The organism is Stutzerimonas sp. NM35, assembly GCF_054604355.1.
Genome location: NZ_CM137728.1, coordinates 1,119,450 through 1,142,281, shown reverse-complemented (window position 1 = coordinate 1,142,281; position 22,832 = coordinate 1,119,450). Strand labels below are relative to the sequence as shown.

General features: G+C 62.0%; 25 protein-coding genes. 18 read left to right on the top strand and 7 right to left on the bottom strand.

Translation table 11 applies throughout. From position 1 onward, the window contains the following. The first annotated feature begins 290 nt into the window (after positions 1–290). On the top strand, positions 291–524 hold the full coding sequence (locus ACYCFC_RS05525) for a hypothetical protein (protein WP_459653366.1): 234 nt from the start codon (positions 291–293) through the stop codon (positions 522–524). Here the strand turns inward: ACYCFC_RS05525 and ACYCFC_RS05520 are convergent, their stop codons facing one another. Beyond that, positions 525–3,665 (bottom strand): LPD38 domain-containing protein, encoded by a 3,141-nt coding sequence (locus tag ACYCFC_RS05520; protein WP_459653365.1) that lies wholly within the window; start codon positions 3,663–3,665, stop codon positions 525–527. On the opposite strand from ACYCFC_RS05520, the gene yejK reads away from it, so the two are divergent. From yejK to ACYCFC_RS05475, 9 genes are all read left to right on the top strand, one after another. Continuing rightward, positions 3,588–4,403 carry a nucleoid-associated protein YejK gene (yejK, locus tag ACYCFC_RS05515; protein ID WP_459653364.1) on the top strand — a complete coding sequence of 272 codons (816 nt, stop codon included), beginning with the start codon at positions 3,588–3,590 and terminating at the stop codon, positions 4,401–4,403. The genes ACYCFC_RS05520 and yejK overlap by 78 nt on opposite strands. 478 nt (positions 4,404–4,881) lie before the next feature. After that, positions 4,882–6,585, top strand: coding sequence for a DNA cytosine methyltransferase (locus ACYCFC_RS05510; protein ID WP_459653363.1), 1,704 nt, complete (start codon positions 4,882–4,884; stop codon positions 6,583–6,585). Positions 6,586–6,670: 85 nt separating this feature from the next. Then, on the top strand, positions 6,671–6,880 hold the full coding sequence (locus ACYCFC_RS05505; RefSeq protein WP_459653362.1) for a hypothetical protein: 210 nt from the start codon (positions 6,671–6,673) through the stop codon (positions 6,878–6,880). Position 6,881: 1 nt separating this feature from the next. Continuing rightward, complete coding sequence (locus tag ACYCFC_RS05500; protein WP_459653361.1) at positions 6,882–8,111, top strand: hypothetical protein; 1,230 nt, start codon at positions 6,882–6,884, stop codon at positions 8,109–8,111. After that, a complete protein-coding gene (locus tag ACYCFC_RS05495; RefSeq protein WP_459653360.1) occupies positions 8,111–8,377 on the top strand; it encodes a hypothetical protein in 267 nt (88 codons plus the stop codon). Before ACYCFC_RS05500 ends, ACYCFC_RS05495 begins: the two co-directional genes overlap by 1 nt. Next, positions 8,364–8,837: a hypothetical protein gene (locus ACYCFC_RS05490; RefSeq protein WP_459653359.1), complete on the top strand. Its 474-nt coding sequence runs from the start codon at positions 8,364–8,366 to the stop codon at positions 8,835–8,837. Before ACYCFC_RS05495 ends, ACYCFC_RS05490 begins: the two co-directional genes overlap by 14 nt. A 1-nt stretch (position 8,838) precedes the next feature. After that, positions 8,839–8,976, top strand: a complete 138-nt coding sequence (locus ACYCFC_RS05485; RefSeq protein ID WP_459653358.1) for a hypothetical protein — start codon at positions 8,839–8,841, stop codon at positions 8,974–8,976. Positions 8,977–9,234: 258 nt separating this feature from the next. After that, the gene (locus ACYCFC_RS05480; protein ID WP_459653357.1) at positions 9,235–10,407 is read left to right on the top strand and encodes a tyrosine-type recombinase/integrase; all 1,173 of its coding nucleotides are present in this window, start codon (positions 9,235–9,237) and stop codon (positions 10,405–10,407) included. Between the two features lie 28 nt (positions 10,408–10,435). Beyond that, positions 10,436–12,025, top strand: coding sequence for an ABC-F family ATPase (locus ACYCFC_RS05475; protein ID WP_181084276.1), 1,590 nt, complete (start codon positions 10,436–10,438; stop codon positions 12,023–12,025). Positions 12,026–12,049: 24 nt separating this feature from the next. Here ACYCFC_RS05475 and ACYCFC_RS05470 read toward each other — a convergent pair whose 3' ends face one another. Further along, positions 12,050–12,427, bottom strand: coding sequence for a DUF6746 family protein (locus ACYCFC_RS05470; RefSeq protein WP_181084278.1), 378 nt, complete (start codon positions 12,425–12,427; stop codon positions 12,050–12,052). A gap of 188 nt (positions 12,428–12,615) precedes the next feature. On the opposite strand from ACYCFC_RS05470, the gene ACYCFC_RS05465 reads away from it, so the two are divergent. The 4 genes from ACYCFC_RS05465 (at position 12,616) to ACYCFC_RS05450 (ending at position 16,605) form a co-directional block, all read left to right on the top strand. After that, positions 12,616–13,458, top strand: a complete 843-nt coding sequence (locus tag ACYCFC_RS05465; RefSeq protein ID WP_459653356.1) for a TlpA family protein disulfide reductase — start codon at positions 12,616–12,618, stop codon at positions 13,456–13,458. A 102-nt stretch (positions 13,459–13,560) separates the two neighbouring features. Further along, positions 13,561–14,424, top strand: coding sequence for an MBL fold metallo-hydrolase (locus tag ACYCFC_RS05460; RefSeq protein WP_459653355.1), 864 nt, complete (start codon positions 13,561–13,563; stop codon positions 14,422–14,424). Positions 14,425–14,449: 25 nt separating this feature from the next. After that, a complete protein-coding gene (locus ACYCFC_RS05455; protein ID WP_459653354.1) occupies positions 14,450–16,228 on the top strand; it encodes a SulP family inorganic anion transporter in 1,779 nt (592 codons plus the stop codon). Next, positions 16,225–16,605 carry a rhodanese-like domain-containing protein gene (locus tag ACYCFC_RS05450; RefSeq protein ID WP_181084286.1) on the top strand — a complete coding sequence of 127 codons (381 nt, stop codon included), beginning with the start codon at positions 16,225–16,227 and terminating at the stop codon, positions 16,603–16,605. Before ACYCFC_RS05455 ends, ACYCFC_RS05450 begins: the two co-directional genes overlap by 4 nt. 45 nt (positions 16,606–16,650) lie before the next feature. On the opposite strand, the gene ACYCFC_RS05445 is transcribed toward ACYCFC_RS05450, so the two are convergent. From ACYCFC_RS05445 to ACYCFC_RS05430, 4 genes are read right to left on the bottom strand one after another with little or no spacing between them, the layout of a single operon-like run. Next, positions 16,651–16,842: a YgaP family membrane protein gene (locus ACYCFC_RS05445; RefSeq protein ID WP_459653353.1), complete on the bottom strand. Its 192-nt coding sequence runs from the start codon at positions 16,840–16,842 to the stop codon at positions 16,651–16,653. 16 nt (positions 16,843–16,858) lie between these two features. Further along, positions 16,859–17,278, bottom strand: coding sequence for a DUF6691 family protein (locus ACYCFC_RS05440; RefSeq protein ID WP_459653352.1), 420 nt, complete (start codon positions 17,276–17,278; stop codon positions 16,859–16,861). Between the two features lie 4 nt (positions 17,279–17,282). Next, positions 17,283–17,717: a YeeE/YedE family protein gene (locus tag ACYCFC_RS05435; RefSeq protein ID WP_459653351.1), complete on the bottom strand. Its 435-nt coding sequence runs from the start codon at positions 17,715–17,717 to the stop codon at positions 17,283–17,285. Continuing rightward, a complete protein-coding gene (locus tag ACYCFC_RS05430; protein WP_181084294.1) occupies positions 17,717–18,043 on the bottom strand; it encodes an ArsR/SmtB family transcription factor in 327 nt (108 codons plus the stop codon). The genes ACYCFC_RS05435 and ACYCFC_RS05430 overlap by 1 nt, the downstream gene beginning before the upstream one ends. A gap of 235 nt (positions 18,044–18,278) precedes the next feature. Between ACYCFC_RS05430 and ACYCFC_RS05425 the strand changes: the two genes are divergently transcribed. Further along, a complete protein-coding gene (locus tag ACYCFC_RS05425) occupies positions 18,279–18,617 on the top strand; it encodes an HU family DNA-binding protein (RefSeq protein ID WP_219852647.1) in 339 nt (112 codons plus the stop codon). A gap of 68 nt (positions 18,618–18,685) precedes the next feature. Here ACYCFC_RS05425 and ACYCFC_RS05420 read toward each other — a convergent pair whose 3' ends face one another. Beyond that, positions 18,686–19,453: an SDR family NAD(P)-dependent oxidoreductase gene (locus ACYCFC_RS05420; RefSeq protein WP_181084298.1), complete on the bottom strand. Its 768-nt coding sequence runs from the start codon at positions 19,451–19,453 to the stop codon at positions 18,686–18,688. A gap of 196 nt (positions 19,454–19,649) precedes the next feature. On the opposite strand from ACYCFC_RS05420, the gene mmsB reads away from it, so the two are divergent. From mmsB to ACYCFC_RS05405, 3 genes are read left to right on the top strand one after another with little or no spacing between them, the layout of a single operon-like run. Further along, positions 19,650–20,540, top strand: a complete 891-nt coding sequence (gene mmsB, locus ACYCFC_RS05415; protein WP_459653350.1) for a 3-hydroxyisobutyrate dehydrogenase — start codon at positions 19,650–19,652, stop codon at positions 20,538–20,540. Positions 20,541–20,542: 2 nt separating this feature from the next. Next, positions 20,543–21,598 carry an enoyl-CoA hydratase/isomerase family protein gene (locus tag ACYCFC_RS05410; protein WP_459653349.1) on the top strand — a complete coding sequence of 352 codons (1,056 nt, stop codon included), beginning with the start codon at positions 20,543–20,545 and terminating at the stop codon, positions 21,596–21,598. 57 nt (positions 21,599–21,655) lie between these two features. Continuing rightward, positions 21,656–22,807: an acyl-CoA dehydrogenase family protein gene (locus ACYCFC_RS05405; protein ID WP_459653348.1), complete on the top strand. Its 1,152-nt coding sequence runs from the start codon at positions 21,656–21,658 to the stop codon at positions 22,805–22,807. The last annotated feature ends 25 nt before the right edge of the window (positions 22,808–22,832 follow it).

The window sequence follows — 22,832 nt, the reverse complement described above, 5'->3', positions numbered from 1 at the left end:
TTTTCCTGGGAAAATGCCTTGATCTCCACCGCTAACATCACCCAACGGTTCTAGACGGGTTTTTAGGGGGGTTAATCCCCCGTATTTACTGGGCTTCAGCCCACACCGAACCACCAAAAACCGCACTCTGCCCCAAGAAGTGCCCCAGGAATTGCCCCAAAAACGGCGATCACCACAGGGCTTTTCGTGAGGCTGTCTCTTGCCCGTTCTGGGCAGCTTCGATACCCCAGCAAACATAGATCACTTACAAGGGCCTCGCAGTCCTTCCATTCCACCGGTACCGTGCCTATATGGATATTCAAACGCTTATCGGCGGCATTCTCGGCCTGCTCGTTCTTGGTGGCCTTGTCATGACCCAAATGCCAAGGGAATGGCAGACCACAGGAGGCTGGCTGCTCGTCAGCCTCTTGGGCATCCCGCTGTTCGTCATGCTCATCGGCCTGCTGATCAACGTGCCGGCCCTGCTGTTTGGCGCCCTTGTGCTGACCGGCTTGTATGCCGGCCAGCCCAGACGCAGGCGCTGACTAGCGCCTCGCTCGCATATCCTCAATCCGCTTGCCGGCCATCTCGGTAAGGCGCCCTTTGATGACAAGCATGCGATCCAGCTCGCGGCGCTTGGAGTCGGCATCGAGACTACTCAGCCGAACGGCATCCATCCTGCTGTTTATAGCGGAAAGCCGGCGCTGAGCCTGGTTGAGCTGTTTGCGCATACCCAGCACGTCGCGCTTATCGGCGATCACCTTGCGCGCTTCTTCCATGCGACCAAGCTCCTGCAGCTCCTTCACGTCAGCGTAAGCCTGGCCTGCCTCGCGCAGCCCCTCATAAAAGAGCGTGCTGTAGCGGGTGTAGGCTGCCGGCGTGTCCAGGTCTCGATAGAAGCGGCGCACCGGCTGATACTCATGCCAATGTCTCGCCGGCTGAGTTTCGCCATTGGCGGAGCGCCAGATCGTATCAGCCATGCCCGCAGACCAAGCCCCGACTTGCCCCAGGTACCCGGCAATCAGGTGGTCTGCTTGGATAGGCGAGACCGCCAGCGGGAACTCATCGCCAAATGCACGGCTGGCTGCCGATACGGCTTTAGCGGGCGCAGTTGTGCTGGCCCTGGTACGCAGCCCCTTGCTCAGGCGATCCATGCCGGTCGACTCGATTGGTCTGCCGGTAAAGGCATCCACGTTTGAGTACACGTCCAGCACTGGCTGGAACATGTGCGGCACAGGGGAGAAGGAGAAGGTCTGCGTCAGGGTGTGCCCCAGACGCTGCGCGAACAGCTTTCCGGTCGCCTTGTCGTCGATGGCCTGCTGCAGAAGCCGCTCGGTCATCGTGGCAATAGCCCCCACCTCGAACGGCTTGGGAATGAAGAAGGCCTTGCCGCCCAGCCGGACGAACCAGTAGGTATCCTTCTGCCACTCTTCCAGCTTGCGGTATTCCTCATCGTCGTTATTGACCAGCATGAGCGCCATGCTGGCCAAGGACAGCGCCGTGGTGACAGTCAGGAATCGCTTGGCGGCCTGCTTGTCAGATGCATCGCCCTGGCCGAATGCGGTCAGAAGCGATGGCTTGACGCCTGCTCGATACAGCTTATCCAGACCTTGCAGTCGCGCATTGAGGAAAGGCACCACGCGAATCAGGAACCGGACTGCCGGCCATGCGCCGTGCATCGAGAAGTCCATCAGGTCGCGCGCCTCGAATGCCGCGGTCAGCTTCCCTTTGCTCTGCTCGTTCTGCCCGTATATCGCTGCGCGGTTGGTGTTCTCCGCCGTGTTGGCGAAGGCGTTCCAGGCATCCCACCCGGCCTTGATCGCCTGCGGCACCAGCTTCGGCCCGTCGATTAGCTGGGCGCTGCGCAGGTTGCGCGTCAGGTGCGCCTTCACCTCATCAGGGTCGTTGCTGTAGATATGGCCGAAGCTGAAAGCGCCGCCGCTGGCGAGCATCCGCGCCCGCTTGCGTGCGTCGGTCCAGTCCTTGCCGCCCACTGCTATATTTTTCAGGAAGTTCTTGCTCACCGGCGAGGTGGCCGTGGCCGACATCGAATCTCGCAGCAGGTTGGCAATGATGAACTGCGGCGTGATCGTGGTCATGTTGGTGAACAGGCGTTTGAAGAAGCTCATGGCGCGCACGGCTGCATTGTTCAGCCCGGCATCGCTGAGCGAACTCAGCGCCTCGAACACCAGCGGGTCATCAATGTTGTACCACTGCTTCACGCCAGCCTTGAGCACGAAGGTGCTGGCTTTCTTGTCGCGGGCCGACTCGCTCACCGGCTGCGCAATGCCAAGGTGCTCCGCGTTGCTGATCGCCTGCGCCGCCGCCTGGTTCTTCAGGCTGGCGGTCAGAAGATGGTTGAAGTTCAGCAGCGTATTCTGCAGCAGGTCGTTCAGGTTCTGCTTGCCGCCCTTCAGCTTCTTGTAGGCCTCCTGCCGGGTAAGCCCCTTCGATGCCATCGGGCCAGACGGGCCGTCTTCATCAATTACACGATAGAACGGCACATAGAACTCGTCTCGCCAGAGCGCCCGGCTTTCCGGCGTGATAACCCCGGTCTGCTCGGCGATGGCCAGCACATCGTCGCGGTACTGCTGGAACTCGGTGAACACCTCACTGTATAGAGCGCCGCGATCCTTTCCGCCCTCGGTCGTGCCGCGGTTGAGCGTGCGCAGCGCGTCGATCTCCGCGGCGTCGAAAAGGTTTTCACGGCCTTCGGCGGCCAGCTTGGCGGAGCGGTTGCCGGCGATCCAGCCAAAGAAGCGCTCGATCTCGGCTGCAGTGCCCAGGCGTGCAAGGGTGGACCCAAGCCCCATTGCGTCGCCGGGCTGGATATCGATCACCTTCTGCTGCTGGTCCAGATAGATCCGGCCATTATTGAGCATGGCATGCAGGGCGCCGCTCGCCGCAGACGACATGCGCGCCAGCACCCATGAGCTGCTGGTGATGTCCGTATTCAGGATATCTTTCCCGTGCGCGGCCTCGTCCAGTTCGCGCAAGGCGGCGAAGCGATCAACCAGACCCTGGCGGATCTTCAGCAGTGCCCGGTCAGAGTGCTGGCGGAACCAGTCGATGGCGCGCTGCTGCGGGGTCAGGGGGGCGATCTTGCTCAGCGCCTCCTTCTGCTTGGCGGTCAGGTCGCTAAAGGCCTCAGAGGTGTGTTGGCGGCTGGACCTCAAGCTGTACAGCTGATCCGTGTGGGATTCTGACCCTGCGTCGGAGTTGTTGCGGCGCAGCCACTCACGTGACTGGCCGATCAGCGCCAGCATATCTGTATAGGTCCAGGCCACCTGCGGGAAAAGCTTGCGCAGCAGCTCGCGAATCTTGGAGGCGACACGCTGCAATAGCGCCGGCCGGTCACCGTCTTCCGCCAGGTGAGCGATAATCTCTTCGGCGATCATCGTGCGCTGCTGCTCGGGCGACTTGCCCTTGAGCACCTTGGCGTAGTGCTCACGAATCTGCTCGATGCGCTTGCGGCCTGTTGCGCGCGTCATTTCGCTCGAATAGATGCGCTCCATGGTTGCGGTGATCTCGTCGCCCAGTAGGCCGCGGATGCCCCGGTGTCCGATCATTTCATGCGCGGCCGTGCGGACGGCGTCTTCAAGGCTCGAATGGTTGTCGGCAACCAGGTACTGAGCGTCAGTGCGGAACACACCGCGCACCTCGCCGGGCGCCACGCCGTTGAGCACCTGCAGCGCCTGATGGAAGAATCAAACTTGGCCACGGGCGGCCATGTGCTGATCGCTCATTACCAGCAAGGCATGACCGACTACCTGGCCATCGCCCTGCTCCACCACAGCAACGGCGTGACCGTCACCGATTCGCTGGGCGTCACGCCAATCAAGCATCTGGACTTCGGCCAGCTGCACTTGGCGGCGCGCATCAACCTCAGCGAGTGGCGCAACAACGAGAAGTCCAGGCAGTACGTGTCCTACCTGAAAGGCAAGCAAGGCCGGAAGGTCTCGGAGTACTTCCGCGACTTTATCGGTTGCCAGGAAGGCATCGACGGACCCGGCGAGACCCGCACTCTGCTTAAGGCCTTCAGCGACTACGTTGAAAGCGAAGACCTGGCGGAAGATCAAGCGCGCGCGAAAACCGCCACGCTGGTCGACTACGCCACGGCACAGGCCAAGCTGGGCGAAGCGATCACCCTTGAGGAACTGTCTGGCCTGCTCGACGAAGAGCGACCCAATGCCTTTTACGACCACATCCGCAACAAGGACTACGGTCTTTCACCTGAAATTCCGGCGGATAAGCGCACCCTCAACCAGTTCCGCCGCTTCACCGGGCGTACCGAGGGCCTGTCGATCAGCTTTGAATCGCACTTGCTGGGCTCGAAAGTCGAGTTTGACCAGGCGCGCGACATACTGACCATCCGCAACCTGCCCACCCAGCTGACCGATCAGCTAAAGCGCGCCTCGACATAGCAACGCGCTGTCACGCCCACCCGTCACGAACCGTGTTTGCCGCCGCCGCGTGAGTGGCATGGCGGCGCTTTGCCTGGAGAGAGCCATGCAAACCGTAATCTATGCCGGCCTACGCAACCCCTCGCGAGATCAGGCCATCGTTGAAGCGCTGCTGGATAAGTCAGTTAAAGAACTCGCCGCAGACCTGAAGGTTTCGCCAAGCACAGTTCGAGCAGCCGCAAAACGCATCGCATGTATGTCGACGTACCAGCTCGTCCTCACGGGGGGGGGGTAAAGACATCCCCATCGGCGCTGTCGCTGCCAAGTCGTTCAAGCGAGCAGCGCTAGGTGCATACCGGCACTTCGCCGGCACCTTCAAGAACCTTGAGCTACCTAGCTGGGCCATTAGCGATGGCGCTAGCACCATTTCAATTCAGGATCTGCGCAACCTCGATATCGGCTGCGCATCGGTCACAGAAGACGACGAGAAGCCAGCCCCATGACCTCACTGAAGAAGCCTGCCCCGCTCGACTTCCGCACCCAATACGCCCTCCCGCTTGCCGAGCAGGATGAGGAAATCAACGTCGACCTGTTTGCCGGAGGTGGCGGCGCCAGTACCGGCCTGGAGATGGGCCTGCAGCGCCCGGTGCACATCGCCATCAACCACAACCCGGCGGCGATCAGCATGCACGAAGCCAATCACCCCGGCGCCCTGCACCTGCAGACGGACGTTTGGCAGGTTGACCCGGTACAGGTGCTGGCCGGGCGCAAGATCGGCTGGTTTCACGCCTCGCCGGACTGCACCCACCACAGCCAGGCAGCCGGCGGCCAGCCGCGCAAGAAAGAGATTCGCGACCTGTCGTGGGTAGTGGTCAAGTGGGCCGGCATTGGCCAGCCGCGCTTGATCAGCCTCGAGAACGTCAAGCAGATCCGCCAGTGGGGGCCGCTGATCGCCAAGCGCTGCAAGGTGACCGGCCGCGTCATGCGCCTGGACGGCAGCGTGGCGGGGCCCGGCGAGCGCGTGCCCCGCGACGAGCAGTTCCTAGTGCCGGACCCCAAGCGCAAGGGCCGCACCTGGCACCGCTTCCTTGGGCAGCTGCAGTCGCTCGGCTACACCGTCGAGCATCGCATCCTCCGGGCCTGCGACTACGGCGCACCGACCAGTCGCGAGCGGCTGTTTCTGGTCGCCCGGCGCGACGGAGAGCCGATCGTCTGGCCGGAGCCGACCCATGCGGCCAAGCCTGCAAAGGGCCAGAAGCCCTACCGCACCGCTGCCGAGTGCATTGACTGGTCGATCCCGGGCCAGTCGATCTTCGGCCGCAAGAAGCCGCTGGCCGAGGCCACCATGCGCCGCATCGCCAAGGGCATTCAGCGTGAAGTGCTCGGCAAGGCGCAGCCCTTCATCGTGCCGATCGCCAACTGGTCGCGTGATGCGGTCCAGCCGGTGGATCAGCCGCTGAATACCGTGACGGCCTGGCCGCGTGGCGGGTCGTTTGCGGTGGCGAGCCCGATGCTGGTGGGGGTTGGCGGCAGAGCCGGGCAGACTGAGCCGCGCTCAGGCGATCAGCCGGCCTACACCATAACGGCCAAAGGCGACACTGCTCTGGCAACCGCCTTCCTCGCCCAGGCCAACGGCGGCTTCAATACCACCCACTCCAAGCCACTGACCGAGCCCATGACCACGGTGACCAACACCGGCAGCCAGCAGCAGTTGGTGACGGCCCACCTGACGGCCATGGCGCAGAACGTCACCAGCATCGATGCCGCACAACCGCTGCCGACCGTCCTGGCCGGCGCCGCCCGGTTCGGAGTTGTTGAATGCACGCTCTCGCCAGACGTGGAGCAAGGCGCGCTGCGCTGCGCGGCGTTCCTGATGAGTTACTACGGCACGGACAACCTGTCGTCACCTGGTGCGCCGCTGCCCACCATCACCACCCGCGACCGCCTGGCGCTGGTCACGGTCTGGATCGGCGGCGACCCCTACGTGATCGTCGATATCTGCCTGCGGATGCTGCAGCCCCACGAGCTCTACATGGCCCAGGGCTTCCCGCCCAACTACGTCATCACCCACGGCCACGATGGGCGCCGCTTCACCAAATCCGAACAGGTGCACATGTGCGGCAACAGCGTCAGCCCGCCGCCGATGGCCGCCATTGCCCGCGCCAATAACCCCTGGCGTGTCCGGGAGGCGCTCGCAGCATGAACCGCCCCACCTATTGCCGAACTAGCGGCCTGCTGATCGGCACATGTCCGTGCCTACGCTGCCAGCCGCCCAAGGAGAAGGACCAATGAAGACGCTGCCCTACGACATATCCCGCTGTTCAGGCCGCCTGGACCTACTGCCGGACGGCCAGTGGTGCGAGCAGCGCGATACCTGCCAGCGCTATCTGGCGTTTACGCAGTGGGACCGGGAGGCCGGCATTCCACACTATCGCGGTATTCCCGTAATGATGGGCGTGCCTGACTGCGGCCACAAGATCGAATCAGAAGGAGATTGATATGACCAAAATACACCCAGCCATTGCAGGGCATGCGATGGAAGAGAACGAAAGGCTGCGCGGGTTGTTGCGGGAGCTGCGGGAAATCACCAGCGAATACGCATGGGACGCCGATCTGGAGGCTCGGGTGGATGCCGCCCTTTCCCGGCAGGCCGATCCCGCCGACACCTTCACCGCCGTCGACATGGCCACAGCCGCAGCGCAGGGGTTCAGGGATGGGCAGGCGGCAGTAGAGCAAGCAGCGGCGCAGGATGATCAGGAGGTCGCAGCAGTTATCGGCTTCTACGAAGGTGAGCGCGAGCCTCGCCTGCTGTCGTGGAACGTGCTGCCAAACGGAGAGCATCGACTCTACACCCGCCCCGCGCAGACCGAGCAGCAGCCCATTGTCGTGCCGGAAGATTTCCAGCCGCTGGAGACCATCCGCTGGTGGATCAGTACCTATACCAATCCTGAAAACGGACCAAGCTACCAAGGCCACGGTCGGATCATGCTGTCTAGTCGCGCGCAGCAGTGGCCGACAGCGTACCCGCACGAGGCTATGGATAAGCTGGCCACCGATCGCTACCGCGTTGGCTCGGCTGGCGCCGGCACTCTGCATCGCTACGCAGTGCGAGCAGGAGACGGAGAACAGGAGCTGTACCGAGGTAGCGAATCCGACTGCCAGAACGTAGCCCGCAAATTGGCCGGCGCTTTTCTAGATGGCGGACTCACTGCCTTTGGGCTCTACGCCGCCCCCCATCGCGCAGACCGTCCCGCAGAGGTGGAAGGGGCAGTCGAGATGGGCAGCGATGCGTGGATGGCCTTGCACCTCCTGGACCGTCTCGACGTAAGCGCCGATGAGGAGCCGCGCGTGCAGCAGGTCGAGGAGATCGTGCGCCGCATGGGTGCCGCCCTGTCAGCCGTGACCGCCGAGCGGGATAGGTTGGCAGATATGCTGAGCGGAGAGATAGAGGAGAACATAAAGCTGCGCGAGCAGTGGCACCAGCTCAGCGAAGAGAACGACGATTTACGATTGCAGCGTAGCGGCATGGAGATGGAAATCGACCAGCTCCGCGCCGAGGTCGAGGGGCTGCAGGCAATGGCTCAGCGGGCGAACACCTTGCTACGCCAGATCGCGGACAGTGGTTATGACGACGGTAGCATCGATGCGCTGACGTGCTGGCTGGAAGAGCACCCAGGCGCCAAGCTGTTCGCTCGAGTGAGCACCATGGCTGCGAAGGAGGGCGTGTGATGAACGCAAAACAGATTCGCGAATTTCTCGATGCCCAGGACAAATTGTCTGAATACGTCGAGCGCATGGCGCGACTGCATGAGGCTACAAAAACGGGCGAGGGTGACCGTGTTTATGCCGACTGTGATCGTTTCGGTGTGGAGCGAGGGATCATCGTGGACGGGCTTCAGCGCAGTTTGCGAAGAAATTCCGGTGTGCTCGCAATTATTGCTGGGGATCTGCTCAGGCTTGAGCGAGAACAGGAGCCCGACAATGAGCGAGGCTAAGCGATACATCGTCGAGCTATACCGGGGTGCGCCTGAAGTACATGAGGTCGTGCTGGCGTCCGACTACGCCACCCTATCAGCCGTGACCGCCGAGCGGGATCAGAGCATCAGCCTGACCGCTGATTACATCGCCATGCTCGGCGAGGCGGGATTGCAGATTGACCAGCTGACCGCCGAGCGGGATAGGCTGCTTGTTGATCTGGAGCGTGCGCACCGAGCGACAAACAGCGAGTGCATGGACTGGGCGCGGGAATTCGAGCGACGCAATGCGGTTCAAGCCGAGCGTGACCAGCTCCGAGCCGAGGTCGAGGCGCTGCGGAAGGCGCCTGCGGGCTGGGCAAAAATGAACCCCGCGTTTGTGGTCGAGCACATTCGCGAAACCACAGTGTTCGATGCGGACATGATTGAAGCCATGCTTGAGTTTGCTATTGGCGCCGCCATGGCTGCGAAGGAGGCGTGATATGGCTGAGATCATCGCGAGCGCCATATTCACCGCGCTGGCCGTGCTGCTTTGGCCATTGCCGTTCTGGCGTTTCTTCTGCGCTCAATGGCTGATCGTCGGCTTCGCTTATGCGCTTGCACTGACCCAGATCCCCTAACCCCATCACATCACACAGCCTGCCGGCGAGAGTCGGGCGGGGAGGATTTTCTATGTCCGTAGAGAAGCGAATACGCGATCTGCCCGAATGGTTTCCTGACAAAGTGACCGAGCAACAGATGGCCCAGATATTGGGCACAACTGACCGAGCACTTGAAGGTCGCCGCGCAAGAAATCAGATCCCAGAGGGGGTCTGGAACCTTGTTGGTCGCCGCGTCTATTACAGCCGTTCGAGGTACGAGAAATGGCAAGAAAGCCTATGGCACTGCCCGCAGGAATTGAGCTACGCAACGATACACTCCGCCTTCGATTCAGCTGGAATGGAAAGCGATGCTCTGAAACCCTTACCTACCCCGCGACGCAAGCGGGCATCGCAGCTGCATCCCGTTTACGCGATAAAGTAGTTCAGCTGATCAAGCTCGGCATCTTCGACGAACTGAAGTATGCCGAGATGTTCCCCAACTCGCCGAACGCGCTTTCCAGCGTTTCCCGAGGCTTCGGCAGATACGCCCAGGTCTGGCTTGATAGCCGGACCATTTCCGAGGGCACGCGGGACAACTACAAGTCAGTCCTCAACGTCTGGTGGATGCCATACCTGGCGACGACTCCCCTATCGAACATGACCACCGCCTTCATGCGCGAGCTTGTGGTACTGATCCCCTGGACATCCGAAGGGGTCAAAGCCAACGCCATGAACAAGCTGAGCACCATTCTTGAGTCAGCCGCAGATGACAGGCTGATCACAGAAAACCCTATCAAGGCGCTCGATATACCCGAGCGCACCACCGCAAAGATCGATCCATTTACCCTAGACGAGGCGGATCGGATCATCGAACGGTTATACGCCACCACGCATTGGCCCAGCCAGATCTACGCGGCGTTCTTCGAGTTCGCCTTCTATACCGGTATGCGGCCTGGCGAGATCGCCGCGCTTCGCTGGGAAGAGGTCGATCTAAACAAGCGCGCCGTTCACGTTTGCCGCGCCGTCGCGAAAGGCGAAGTTGTCGAGCGGACCAAGACCAAGAAGGACCGATACGTGCTGCTCAATGATCGAGCTATACATGCCCTTGAGTTCGCCAAGCAGTACGCTGAGCGCCGCGCCAAGGGGTCAGGCAGGATCACAGATTTCCCCTACTGCTTCCCGCCCAGCAAAGGCCAGCAGTTCATGCAGCAGACGAGTGACCTGCATCACCAGTGGCGCCCCACCCTAAAGGCACTGGGTATTCGTTACCGCCCCCCGTACAATGCGCGCCACACTTACGCAACCATGTGCTTGATGGTCGGAATGACCCCCGCTTTCATCGCCAAACAACTCGGCCATTCGATACAGATCCTACTGTCTCGCTATGCGCGCTGGATTGATGGCGAAGGCGACTGGGCTGAGATGAGCAAACTACGTTTTGCCCCAAAAATGCCCCAAGCAAAAACATAACATTCTGAAACACGCGAGATAGAGCCTTTTGATTTCAACCGCTAACATCACCCAACAGTTTGGCGCCAAGCCGCTGTTCGAGAACGTCTCCGTCAAATTCGGCAACGGCAATCGCTACGGCCTGATCGGCGCCAACGGCTGCGGCAAGTCGACCTTCATGAAAATTCTCGGTGGGGATCTCGAGCCTTCCGCCGGTCAGGTGATGCTCGAACCCAACGTGCGCCTGGGCAAGCTGCGCCAGGACCAGTTCGCCTACGAAGACTTCAACGTCATCGATACCGTGATCATGGGTCACGAGGAGCTGTGGAAGGTCAAGGCCGAGCGCGAGCGCATCTATTCGCTGCCGGAAATGAGCGAAGAAGACGGCATGGCGGTGGCCGAACTGGAGACCGAATTCGCCGAGCTGGACGGCTACACCGCCGAATCCCGCGCCGGCGAGCTGCTGCTGGGGCTGGGCATTCCGCTGGAGCAGCACTTCGGCCCGATGAGCGAAGTCGCGCCCGGCTGGAAGCTGCGCGTGCTGCTGGCGCAGGCACTGTTCTCCGACCCGGAAGTGCTGCTGCTGGACGAGCCGACCAACCACCTGGACATCAACACCATCCGCTGGCTGGAAAGCATTCTCACGGTGCGCAACAGCACCATGATCATCATTTCCCACGACCGCCACTTCCTCAACAGCGTGTGCACGCACATGGCCGACCTGGATTACGGCGAGCTGCGCCTGTTCCCCGGCAACTACGACGAGTACATGACCGCTGCCACCCAGAGCCGCGAGCGCCTGCTCTCGGACAACGCCAAGAAGAAGGCGCAGATTGCTGAGTTGCAGACTTTCGTCAGCCGCTTCTCCGCCAACGCCTCCAAGGCCAAGCAGGCCACTTCGCGCGCCAAGCTGATCGACAAGATCCAGCTCGACGAGGTCAAGCCATCCAGCCGCGTCAGCCCCTTCATCCGCTTCGAGCAGACCAAGAAGCTGCATCGCCAGGCCGTGACAGTCGATAGCCTGGCCAAGGGTTTCGATGGCAAGCCACTGTTCAAGAACTTCAGCTTCACCGTCGAAGCCGGCGAGCGCGTGGCCATCATCGGCCCCAACGGCATCGGCAAGACCACTCTGCTGCGCACACTGGTCGGCGAGCTGAAGCCTGACGCCGGCTCGGTGAAATGGACCGAAAGCGCCGAAACCGGCTATTACGCGCAGGATCATGCGGACGACTTCGAATACGACATGACCCTGTTCGACTGGATGGGCCAGTGGACCCAGGGCGGCGAGCAGCTGGTGCGCGGCACCCTGGGCCGCATGCTGTTCTCCAACGACGAAATCCTCAAATCGGTGCGGGTGATTTCCGGTGGCGAACAAGGCCGCATGCTGTTCGGCAAGCTGATCCTGCAAAAGCCCAACGTGCTGGTGATGGACGAACCCACCAACCACCTGGACATGGAATCCATCGAGGCGCTGAACCTGGCGCTGGAGAACTATCCGGGCACGCTGATCTTCGTCAGCCATGACCGCGAATTCGTCAGCTCACTGGCCACGCGCATCATCGAATTGTCCGAGTCTGGCGTGACCGACTTCAGCGGCACCTACGATGATTACCTGCGCAGCCAGGGCGTACTGGTTTAAACCCCCTCCTCCGCGCGTTCCGGTCTATTTGACCAGCGCGCGGGCACCTTCCAGATAAGCCTTGCCGCGCGCCTTGACGACATCAGGCTTGTCCGTCTCGGATGCGATGTGCACCTCTTCCAGTAGTGCTGCGGTGGTTTCCAGATCGGCCTGGATTCTCTGCAGCGCGTTTTCCAGGGTATAGGTCAGTTGGTGGACCTCATGCATGTCCATCGCCGTCAACTCGTCCTTGGCCAGGATCGCATCGAGCTTGGGGTTGTATTCGTTCAGGTTGGCAACCGCCTGCTGCGTGGTATCTGCAGGCTCGCCCTTGTAATGAGCAGGACGGGGGCTCTCGGCCCAGCTGGCGGCACTCAGGACAAGAACAATGGCCCCGCTGAACAGGCGAAATGAAGTCTGCATGGTCGCTCTCTTGGTCATGGATAGAATGCAGAAAACATAGCGTCAATGAAAATTATTCGCAATAAACCCTGCCAATACAAAGCGCGGCCCAATGTCGCAACATCCTGCGACCCACCTACCACGGCGTCACGGCCTCTTGCAGGGTACAGTGGTGCGGCCATCCGACGAATGAAGAAGGAACAAGACCGATGCTCACCCTGAATATTGGCCCACTGGTGCTTGGCATTCCGCAGCTGTTGCTGATGGTCAGCCTGCTGCTGGCGGTGCTGACCGGCTGGTGGGTGGGCCGGCGACACCAGCGAAACCCCGAGCGCCAGGTGTTTCGTCTTCTGCTGCTGGCCCTTGTGGTGGCGCGGCTGGCCTTCGTGGTGGTGTATTTCGAGACCTTCAGCGACAACTGGTGGGGCATGCTGGATATCCGCGACGGCGGTTTTATCCCCTGGCCCGGCATTCTCGCCGCATTGCTGGCTGGCGGCTGGCTGCTCTGGCGCAACGCCGAGCTGCGCAAACCACTGGGCGCCGCGCTGGCCGTGGGCGTGCTGAGCTGGGGCTTCAGCAACCTTGGCTGGCACGCATTCGAGCAAGGCACGCGCCTGCCCGAGATGGCCTTGCGTGACATTTCAGGTGCGCCGGTCAAGCTGGAGGATTACACCGGCAAGCCGCTGGTGATCAATCTCTGGGCCACCTGGTGCCCGCCCTGTCGCCGGGAAATGCCGGTGCTGGCCGAAGCCCAGGCAAACCACGATGAAGTTGTCTTCCTGTTCGTCAACCAGGGCGAAGGTGAAGGCGAAATCACCCGCTTCCTGCAGGGCAGCGGCCTCGATCTGCGCAATCTGCTGATCGACAGCGGTGGCCGGCTCGGCCAGCACGTCGGCTCGCAGGCCCTGCCGACGACCCTGTTCTATGATGCCCAGGGTCGGCAAGTGGGCAGTCATCTGGGCGAGCTGTCCCGCGCCAGCCTGTCTCATGCCCTCAAGGCCCTGCAACCTGACTCATACGCTCAGGATCAGGCGCTGCAGGCCAATAAATAACCATAGAACCGAAATAACAACACACAGGTAGTCTTCATCGACCTGCTGGGCTAGCATTGACCAATACCCTACGGGGTATTAAAAATACAGGAGCCTAGTCAGTTGACAGCCAGCATCGAAGCCTTTTTCGACTCCGATACCTCGACCTACAGCTATGTGGTGAGCGATCCGGCAACCCGTCAGTGTGCCCTGATCGACCCGGTGCTGGACTATGATCCGGCATCCGGTCGGACTTCACTGCAAAGCGCCGAGCGTCTGCTGGCTCATGTCCACCGGCACGACCTCAAGGTGCAGTGGATTCTCGAAACCCACGTACATGCCGATCACCTCAGCGCTGCGCCCTGGCTCAAGGCACGGCTCGGCGGCACGCTGGCCATCGGCGACCACATCACCCAGGTGCAGAAGGTCTTCGGTCCACTGTTCAATGCAGGGGACGGCTTCGTCACCGACGGCAGCCAGTTCGATCAACTGTTCAGCGATGGCGAAGGCTTCCAGGTCGGCACGCTCCCGGCGCAGGCCATCCATACGCCCGGCCATACCCCGGCCTGCATGAGCTATCTGATCGGCGACGCACTATTCGTCGGCGATACCCTGTTCATGCCCGACTACGGCACTGCCCGCTGCGACTTTCCCGGCGGCGATGCTCGCACGCTCTATCGGTCGATCCACAAGCTCTTCCAGTTGCCCAGCGCAACACGCCTGTTCGTGTGCCACGATTACCTGCCACCCGGACGCGAGAAGCATCTGTACGAAACCACCGTGGGTGCCTCGCGCCGGGATAACATTCATGTCCATGACGGCATCAGTGAAGAGGAATTTGTTGCCATGCGTACCGCTCGCGATGCCACCCTGGACATGCCGACGCTGATTCTGCCCGCCGTGCAGGTCAATATGCGCGCCGGTGAACTGCCGCCAGCCGAAGCCAACGGCGTCCAATACCTGAAGATTCCACTGAACCAGCTGTAAACATGACAGCAAACGAAATCCTGTAATGAAATTCCGACTGGCACGCTACCTGCCCTGCCTGCAGTGGGCCGCGACCTATGACCGCAACGCGGCGGGCCGCGACAGCCTGGCGGCGGTGATCGTCACCCTGATGCTGATTCCGCAGAGCCTCGCCTACGCCATGCTGGCCGGGCTGCCGGCGATCAGCGGGCTGTATGCCAGCATCCTGCCGCTGATCGCCTACACCCTGTTCGGCACCAGCCGCACGCTGTCGGTTGGCCCGGTGGCGGTGATCTCGCTGATGACCGCGGCAGCGCTGGGGCCGCTGTTCATTGCTGGCAGCGCCGAATATGCCGGTGCCGCGCTGGTACTGACCTTGCTCTCCGGGGTCCTGCTGCTAGGCATGGCGCTGCTGCGTCTGGGCTTTCTGGCGAATTTTCTCAGTCACCCGGTGATTTCCGGCTTTATCAGCGCCTCGGGCATTCTCATCGCCCTGAGCCAGTTCAAGCATATCCTCGGCATCCATGTGGAAGGCGATAACGCGGTGATGCTGTTGATCAGGCTGCTGCAGGGGTTACCGCAGACACAGCTGCCGACCCTCGCCATCGGCGGCGCCAGCCTGCTGTTTCTCTATCTGTCGCGGCACCATCTGGGGAACTGGCTGGGCGCGCTGGGCCTGGCGCCACGGCTCGCCGACAGTCTTGGCAAGATCGGCCCGATCATGGCCCTGCTGGCCTCGATTCTGCTCGTCAGAGCACTGGACCTGACCACTGTCGGCGTACAGGTCGTGGGCGTCGTTCCCCAGGGCCTGCCGACGATCAACCTGCCAGAACTGGAGCTCGCGCTACTTAGGCAGCTGTTGCCCGCCGCCCTGCTGATCAGCCTGGTGGGCTTCGTCGAGTCGGTCTCGGTCGGCCAGACCCTGGCCGCCAAGCGACGCGAACGCATCGAGCCCAATCAGGAACTGGTCGCGCTGGGCAGCGCCAATATCGCGGCGGCGCTCAGCGGTGGCCTGCCGGTCACCGGGGGGTTCTCCCGTTCCGTGGTGAACTTCGATGCCGGCGCACAAACACCCATGGCCGGCGCCCTGGCGGCTGTCGGCATCGCCATTACCGCGCTGTTCTTCACGCCGCTGCTACATGACCTGCCGCACGCTGTGCTGGCCGCGACCATCATCGTCGCAGTGCTGAGCCTGGTGGATCTGGGCGCGCTCGGACGCACCTGGCGTTATTCCCGTCAGGATGGCGCGGCCATGGCGGCGAGCATGCTCGGCGTACTGCTGATCGGGGTCGAAGCGGGCATTCTGCTCGGTGCCGGGTTGTCGCTGTTGCTGTTTCTCTGGCGAACCAGCCAGCCCCATGTGGCAGTGGTCGGACAGGTGCCGGGCAGCGAGCATTTCCGCAACGTCGAGCGCTACGCCGTGATCGAGAGCAGCAAGGTGCTGTCCGTGCGGGTGGATGAAAGCCTTTACTTCCCCAACGCACGTTTTCTCGAAGACCGAATCGCCAAACTCATCGGCCAGTATCCGGATGCCGAGCATCTGGTACTGATGTGTCCCGGCATCAACCTGATCGACGCCAGTGCTCTGGAAAGCCTGAAAACCATCAGTGAGCGGCTACGGGCCGCCGGTGTCCAGCTGCATTTATCGGAGGTCAAGAGCCCGGTGATGGACAGGCTGCGCAAGTCGGATTTTCTCCAGCATTTCGGCGGCCAGGTGTTTCTCAGCCAGTTCGAAGCTCTGAAAACCCTCGCCCCCGACACCACGCGCCAGGCGCTCGATGGCGCACATTCACCCTCACCTTCAGAGAGGCAAGCGGAACCATGAAAAGCGCACACGACCTTGTCGAGCAGGCACGCTCGAAGATCACTGAAGTCCCTTCGACAAACGCATCAGCAGCCATCAGCGAGGCCGATGTAGTGATCGATGTACGCGAAGCCGACGAATATCACGCTGGCCATATCAATGGCGCCCTGAACATTCCACGCGGCCTGCTGGAATTCAAGCTCGCCGCCATGCCGGAACTCAGCCCTCGCGACACGCGCATCGTCCTTTACTGCAAGACCAGTGGCCGCGCCGCGCTGGCCGCCGTTTCACTGCAGGAAATGGGCTACTTCGCGGTCCGTTCCATTGCCGGGGGCTTCGATGCCTGGACCGAAGCCGGTCTGCCGGTCATTCACCCGGAGATGCCCAGCTTCGACTGAGCCCGCCGGCAGCCGAGCCCGAGCCCGGCTGCCGAAGCGTCCTTGCTAGCCGCGCAGCTTGCAGCTACTGATTCCCAACAGTCGATAGGCCGGGCAGAAACGGAAAATGCCGGTGGCGACGGGCAGCAGGCCGATCCAGCCCCAGAGGCCGATGACACCCGCCAGCGTCAGCCCGATCAGGACCAGGCCAACGATGATCCGAAGGGCGCGATCAAGGGTTCCGATATTGCTTTTCATCTGACTGACCTCCAGGTCATGGTGTGCGCCGGGATTCCAGCGCAGAGAACAGAAACATGCCGGCGAGCATGGCGATCACCAACAGCGGAACCTGCCAATACCCACTGAGCAGCATCGCCACGGCAGGACCGGGGCAGATGCCGGCGATACCCCAGCCGATGCCGAACAGCAATCCGCCGCCAATCAGCCGTCGATCGATATCGCGCTTTTGTGGAAGCCGCATGGGCGCATCCAGCAGCGAGCGTGACTGACGCTTCGCCCAGTTCAACGGCAGGATGGCCGCTCCTATGGCGCCGACCATCACCAGCGCCAGCGAGGGGTCCCAGGCACCGGCCAGATCGAGAAAACCCAGCACCTTGGCCGGGTTGGCCATGCCGGACAGCAGCAGGCCGATACCAAACACCAGGCCGGCCATCAACGCAGTCAGCTGACGCATCCGTTCAACCTCCCATGACGTGACGCAGGACGAACACCGTGGAAAACCCCGCCGCCATGAACGTCAAGGTGGCCACCAGCGAACGCGGCGACAGCCGCGAAAGGCCGCAAACCCCATGCCCACTGGTACAACCCGCGCCGTAGCGCGTGCCGACACCGACCAGCAAGCCGGCCAGCACCAGCGCCGGCCAGCCGCTTTCAAAAGTGACCGAAGGCAGCTCGGTAAAAACCGACCAGAGCAGCGGCGTCAGCAATATGCCCAGGATGAACAGCCCCTTTTCCAGTCGCCCTTCGGCGCCCTCTTCCACCAGACTGGCCAGCAGACCACTGATGCCGGCGATGCGGCCATTGCACGCGGCAAAGAAGCCGGCGGACAGGCCGATCAGGGCACCACCAGCCAACGCACTCCAGGGGCTGACATTCAGCCAGTCAATCGTCATCAGCGCGCTTCCCTCTCGCAAAACAGTCTGTACAGAGTGGAAATGACTGCCAAAGCCTCCGGACTGCTGATCCGGTAATGAATCTGCTTGCCGTCACGGCGGGTCGCCACCAAGCCTTCACGGCGCAGCACGGCCAGCTGCTGCGACAGGGTCGGCTGCTGAATCCCAAGCAGGGTTTCCAGCTCGCTGACATTGCGCTCGCCCTGGGACAGCTGGCAGAGCAACAACAGGCGATCGGCATTGCCCAGCGCCTTGAGCAACTGGCTCGCCTCGGCAGCATTGACCTTGAGCTGCTGAATATTCAGCGTGTGAGATTCGCTATTCATACGGCCATTCACTTAATTAAAAAACAATATATTTATTTATAGATTGTAATGCAAGTATACCCCAGCCTGTATTTGATACCACCGAAAATGGCAGGGGCAGGCTTGCCGGGATAGCTGAACCCTTGCCTACGGTGAAGGTCCAGAGCTCAAGCGCATCCGCTCTACCACGCTTCCAGCACCGTATGCGCCACCGGTATCAGGCGCCGGAGTCGTTATTTTTTGAAAAAGAGAGAATTTGCCGCAGGCGACGAAGCACGACGCTGCCTATACTGACCACCCCATCCAATCTGGAGCCATACCTGTGAACAAAGCCGAGTTGATTGAAGCGATCGCCGCCTCCGCGGACATTCCAAAATCCACCGCAACCCGCGTACTCGATGCCTTTACCGAAAGCGTCACCAACACCCTGCAGAACGGTGACAGCGTTACCCTGGTCGGCTTCGGCACCTTTGCCGTCAAGGAGCGCGCCGCCCGCGACGGTCGTAACCCGCAGACTGGCGCCACCATCAAGATTTCTGCCGCAAAGCTGCCAGGCTTCAAGCCAGGCAAGACACTCAAGGATGCAGTGAACTGATTCCGCTGGTCAGGCGTTGGCGCTCAGCTGAACACAGCGCCTGACACACCCCTCCTTTCGCAGCCGCGTCACACCTTGTCGCGATCAATCGCAAAACCCGCCCAAGCCTGCCGCGACGGCATGATTTCCAGCCGATTGATATTGATATGCGCCGGCAATGTGGCGACGTAGAAAATCTGCTCGGCGATATCTTCCGCAGTCAGCGGTGTAGTCGTGCTGTACAACGCATCGGATGCCGCCTGGTCACCCTTGTTACGCACCAGGGTGAACTCCGTCTCGGCCAGCCCTGGCGCAATATCCGTGACCCGCACGCCGGTTGCCACCAGATCGCAGCGCAGGTTGTAGCTGAACTGCTGCACGAACGCCTTGCTGGCGCCATAGACATGGCTACCCGGATAGGGCCAGGAACCTGCAACCGAGCCGATATTGATAATGCTGGCGCCCTTGCCCGTCTCGATCAGCGTCGGCAGCAGCGTGTGGGTGACATTGACCAGCCCGGTGATATTGGTATCGATCATCGTGTGCCAGTCATTCAGATCGGTCTGCTGCGCCAACTCGGGGGCCAGTGCCAGGCCGGCGTTATTGACCAGGCAAGTGACCTGACGAAACCCCTCGGGCAGTTGCGCGATCACCTCTTTCACCGCTTCGATACTGCGCACATCAAGGCTGGCGATATGCACCGGCACTTTGGCTTCCAGCTCTTCTTTCAGCATTTCCAGCCGTTCGAAACGGCGCCCCGTCAGCACCAGCGACCAGCCATCTTCGGCAAAACGGCGTGCAGTGGCACGACCGAACCCGGACGTGGCGCCGGTGATGAAAACGACCTTGCTGTTCATGCGTATCCTCTCGAATGGCGACGCCCGTAGAGACATCGCGGTTGTCTGTAGGCAGGCTATGGTCCGCCCTCGGGACGAAAATTTCGAGCGCTTTCCGCCGCCGTCGCAAATAAAGGCGCCCGCTTCGTGACGGCCCACCGCTCCAGGCCTGCTAGGCTCAAAACAACGGCACCTCGTACAAAAACAGGAAACATCCATGCATATCGGTTTTCTCGGACTCGGCAACATGGGTGGGCCCATGGCCCGCAACCTGCTCAAGGCCGGACATCGACTCAGCGTCTTCGATCCTTCCACCACGGCGCTCGCCGGCCTGGTGGAAGCCGGCGCTCAGGCAGCCGCCTCACCGGTCGCCATCGCTCAGGCGGGCGTCGAGGTCATCATCAGCATGCTGCCGGCGGCGGCGCATGTGCGGCAGGTCTATCTCGGCGATGACGGGTTGCTGGGTCATGTCCCGGCGAGCGTGCTGCTGATCGACTGCTCCACCATCGACCCCATGACTGCCCGCGAAGTCGCCGCGACGGCGGCCAGCCAGGGCAATCCGATGCTCGACGCGCCCGTATCCGGCGGCACGGTGGGCGCGGCAGCCGGCACCCTGACCTTCATGGTCGGCGGCAACGAGGCGGACTTTCAGAAGGCCGAGCCGATTCTCGCGACGATGGGCAAGAACATCGTCCACTGCGGCGACAGCGGCAACGGCCAGGTGGCCAAAGTCGCCAACAACCTGCTGCTGGGCATTTCCATGATCGGCGTGGCCGAAGCCATGTCCCTGGGCGTCACCCTCGGCATGGACGCCAAGGTGCTGGCCGGCGTGATCAATGCTTCCAGTGGCCGCTGCTGGAGTTCGGAAATCTACAATCCTTTTCCCGGCGTCGTGGAAAACAGCCCCGCCTCACGCGGCTACAGCGGCGGTTTCGGCAGCGACCTGATGCTCAAGGACCTGGGCTTGGCCAGCGAGGCGGCCAGACAGGTGCGTCAGCCGGTTATCCTCGGAGCACTCGCCCAGCAGCTCTACCAGGCCTTCAGCCTGCAGGGCGACGGCGCGCTGGATTTCTCTGCGATCATCAAACTCTACCGTCAGGAACACTGAGCATGTCCCCAACCGAAGCACCCGTACTGGTCGAAGTTCGCAACCGCGTCGGCTACCTCACCCTCAATCGTCCGGCCGGCCTGAACGCCGTGACCCTGCCGATGGTGCGTATCCTGCACCGCCAGTTGCAGCAATGGGCAGATGATCAGGAGATCCTGGCCGTGGTCCTGCGCGCCGCCGGGGAAAAGGCCTTCTGCGCTGGCGGCGATATCCGCATGCTCTACGACAGCCACAAGAATGGCGACAACCTGCGCTGGGACTTCTTCGAAGAAGAGTACGCGCTGGACCAGTACATTCACGCCTATAGCAAGCCGCTGCTGGCGCTGATGAATGGCTACGTGCTCGGCGGCGGCATGGGCCTGGTTCAGGGCGCCTCGCTGCGGGTGATTTCCGAACGCACGCGCATGGGCATGCCGGAAGTCGGCATCGGCTATTTCCCGGATGTCGGCGGCAGCTACTTTCTGCCGCGCGTGCCCGGCAATCTGGGCATTTATATGGGCGTGACCGGCAACCATGTGGACGCCGCCGATGCCCTGTACACCGGGCTCGCCGACCATTGTGTGCCCCACGAACGCTTCGCCGAGCTCCAGCAGCGCCTCGACCAGCAGGACTGGAGTGCTCCGGCCAGCGAAATCCTCGATAACCTGCTCGCCTCGGTGGCCGCCAGCGAACTGCCGGAGGCGTCGTTCAAGTCCCTGGCGCCGGCCATCGAACAGCACTTCGGCCACGACAGCATCCCGGCGATCCTCGACTCCCTGGCAGCCGAACAACGCCCCGAGTACCGCGACTGGGCTGTTGAAACCCTGAAGACCCTCGACAGCCGTTCGCCACTGGCGGTCAGCGTTACCCTGGAAATGCTCCGGCGCGGGCGCACATTATCCCTTGCCGAGTGCTTTGCCATGGAACTGCATCTGGATCGCCAGTGGTTCGACCGTGGCGACCTCATCGAAGGCGTGCGCGCGCTGATCGTGGACAAGGACAGGAATCCGCGCTGGAACCCGCCTGCGCTGGCTGAAGTCACCCCACAGCGTATCGCCGATTTTTTTAAACGTTCGTAGGAGCGGGCCATCCGCAACAGCCAGCTCAAACACCCTCTGAACGGAAGGATCGCCGCCATGCACGACATCGAACTCACCGAAGAGCAGCGCATGATCCGCGACATGGCACGCGATTTTGCCCGCGCCGAGGTCGCACCCAAGGCCCAGGCCTGGGCCAAAGCCGGCTGGATCGACGGCCAGGTCGTGACGCAGATGGGCGAACTCGGCCTGCTCGGCATGATCGTGCCCGAGCCCTGGGGCGGCAGTTATGTCGATTACGTCGCCTATGCGCTGGCCGTCGAGGAAATCTCCGCCGGCGATGGTGCCCTCGGCGCATTGATGAGCGTGCACAGTTCGGTCGGCTGCGGGCCGATCCTCAAGTACGGCACCGCCGAGCAGCAGAACCTGTGGCTGCCCGATCTTGCCGCTGGCCGCGCCATCGGCTGCTTCGCCCTGACCGAACCGCAGGCCGGCTCCGAGGCACACAACCTGCGTACCCGCGCTGTACTGGAAAATGGCGAATGGGTCATCAACGGCGCCAAGCAGTTCGTCAGCAACGGCAGGCGCGCGAAGATCGCCATCGTTTTCGCCGTCACCGACCCCGAACTGGGCAAGAAGGGACTGTCGGCCTTTCTGGTACCTACCGACAATCCCGGTTTCGTCGTCGACCGCCTGGAAAAAAAGATGGGGCTGCGCGCCTCGGACACCTGCGGCGTGACCCTGCGCGACTGCCGTGTCCCCGGGGCCAACCTGCTCGGCCCGCGTGGCAAGGGCCTGGCCATCGCCCTGTCGAATCTGGAAGGCGGTCGCATCGGCATCGCCGCCCAGGCGCTGGGCATCGCCCGTGCAGCATTCGAGGCGGCGCTGGCCTATGCGCGTGAGCGCGTCCAGTTCGACAAGCCCATCATCGAGCACCAGAGCGTGTCCAACATGCTCGCCGACATGCACACCCGGCTCAATGCGGCGCGCCTGCTGATCCTGCATGCCGCACGCCTGCGCAGCGCCGAGCTGCCGTGCCTGTCGGAGGCTTCCCAGGCCAAGCTGTTCGCCTCCGAGGCCGCCGAGTACGTCTGCTCCAAGGCCATGCAGATCCACGGCGGCTATGGCTATCTGGAGGACTATCCGGTGGAGCGCTACTACCGCGACGCACGCATCACCCAGATCTACGAAGGCACCAGCGAGATCCAGCGCCTGCTGATCGCCCGGGAGCTGAGCAATTACGATCTTTGATCCTGCAGACGCAAAAAAGGGCGGA

Bases quoted from the DNA above. Each gene is read 5' to 3' on its own strand.
- ACYCFC_RS05450 (WP_181084286.1), top strand. From the start codon at position 16,225: ATGAAAAGCGCACACGACCTTGTCGAGCAGGCACGCTCGAAGATCACT.
- ACYCFC_RS05440 (WP_459653352.1), bottom strand. From the start codon at position 17,278: ATGCGTCAGCTGACTGCGTTGATGGCCGGCCTGGTGTTTGGTATCGGC.
- ACYCFC_RS05510 (WP_459653363.1), top strand. From the start codon at position 4,882: ATGACCTCACTGAAGAAGCCTGCCCCGCTCGACTTCCGCACCCAATAC.
- ACYCFC_RS05410 (WP_459653349.1), top strand. From the start codon at position 20,543: ATGTCCCCAACCGAAGCACCCGTACTGGTCGAAGTTCGCAACCGCGTC.
- ACYCFC_RS05500 (WP_459653361.1), top strand. From the start codon at position 6,882: ATGACCAAAATACACCCAGCCATTGCAGGGCATGCGATGGAAGAGAAC.
- ACYCFC_RS05470 (WP_181084278.1), bottom strand. From the start codon at position 12,427: ATGCAGACTTCATTTCGCCTGTTCAGCGGGGCCATTGTTCTTGTCCTG.
- yejK (WP_459653364.1), top strand. From the start codon at position 3,588: ATGGTTGTCGGCAACCAGGTACTGAGCGTCAGTGCGGAACACACCGCG.
- ACYCFC_RS05465 (WP_459653356.1), top strand. From the start codon at position 12,616: ATGCTCACCCTGAATATTGGCCCACTGGTGCTTGGCATTCCGCAGCTG.
- ACYCFC_RS05505 (WP_459653362.1), top strand. From the start codon at position 6,671: ATGAAGACGCTGCCCTACGACATATCCCGCTGTTCAGGCCGCCTGGAC.
- ACYCFC_RS05455 (WP_459653354.1), top strand. From the start codon at position 14,450: ATGAAATTCCGACTGGCACGCTACCTGCCCTGCCTGCAGTGGGCCGCG.
- ACYCFC_RS05420 (WP_181084298.1), bottom strand. From the start codon at position 19,453: ATGAACAGCAAGGTCGTTTTCATCACCGGCGCCACGTCCGGGTTCGGT.
- ACYCFC_RS05525 (WP_459653366.1), top strand. From the start codon at position 291: ATGGATATTCAAACGCTTATCGGCGGCATTCTCGGCCTGCTCGTTCTT.
- ACYCFC_RS05480 (WP_459653357.1), top strand. From the start codon at position 9,235: ATGGCACTGCCCGCAGGAATTGAGCTACGCAACGATACACTCCGCCTT.
- ACYCFC_RS05445 (WP_459653353.1), bottom strand. From the start codon at position 16,842: ATGAAAAGCAATATCGGAACCCTTGATCGCGCCCTTCGGATCATCGTT.
- mmsB (WP_459653350.1), top strand. From the start codon at position 19,650: ATGCATATCGGTTTTCTCGGACTCGGCAACATGGGTGGGCCCATGGCC.
- ACYCFC_RS05435 (WP_459653351.1), bottom strand. From the start codon at position 17,717: ATGACGATTGACTGGCTGAATGTCAGCCCCTGGAGTGCGTTGGCTGGT.
- ACYCFC_RS05490 (WP_459653359.1), top strand. From the start codon at position 8,364: ATGAGCGAGGCTAAGCGATACATCGTCGAGCTATACCGGGGTGCGCCT.
- ACYCFC_RS05405 (WP_459653348.1), top strand. From the start codon at position 21,656: ATGCACGACATCGAACTCACCGAAGAGCAGCGCATGATCCGCGACATG.
- ACYCFC_RS05485 (WP_459653358.1), top strand. From the start codon at position 8,839: ATGGCTGAGATCATCGCGAGCGCCATATTCACCGCGCTGGCCGTGCTG.
- ACYCFC_RS05495 (WP_459653360.1), top strand. From the start codon at position 8,111: ATGAACGCAAAACAGATTCGCGAATTTCTCGATGCCCAGGACAAATTG.
- ACYCFC_RS05430 (WP_181084294.1), bottom strand. From the start codon at position 18,043: ATGAATAGCGAATCTCACACGCTGAATATTCAGCAGCTCAAGGTCAAT.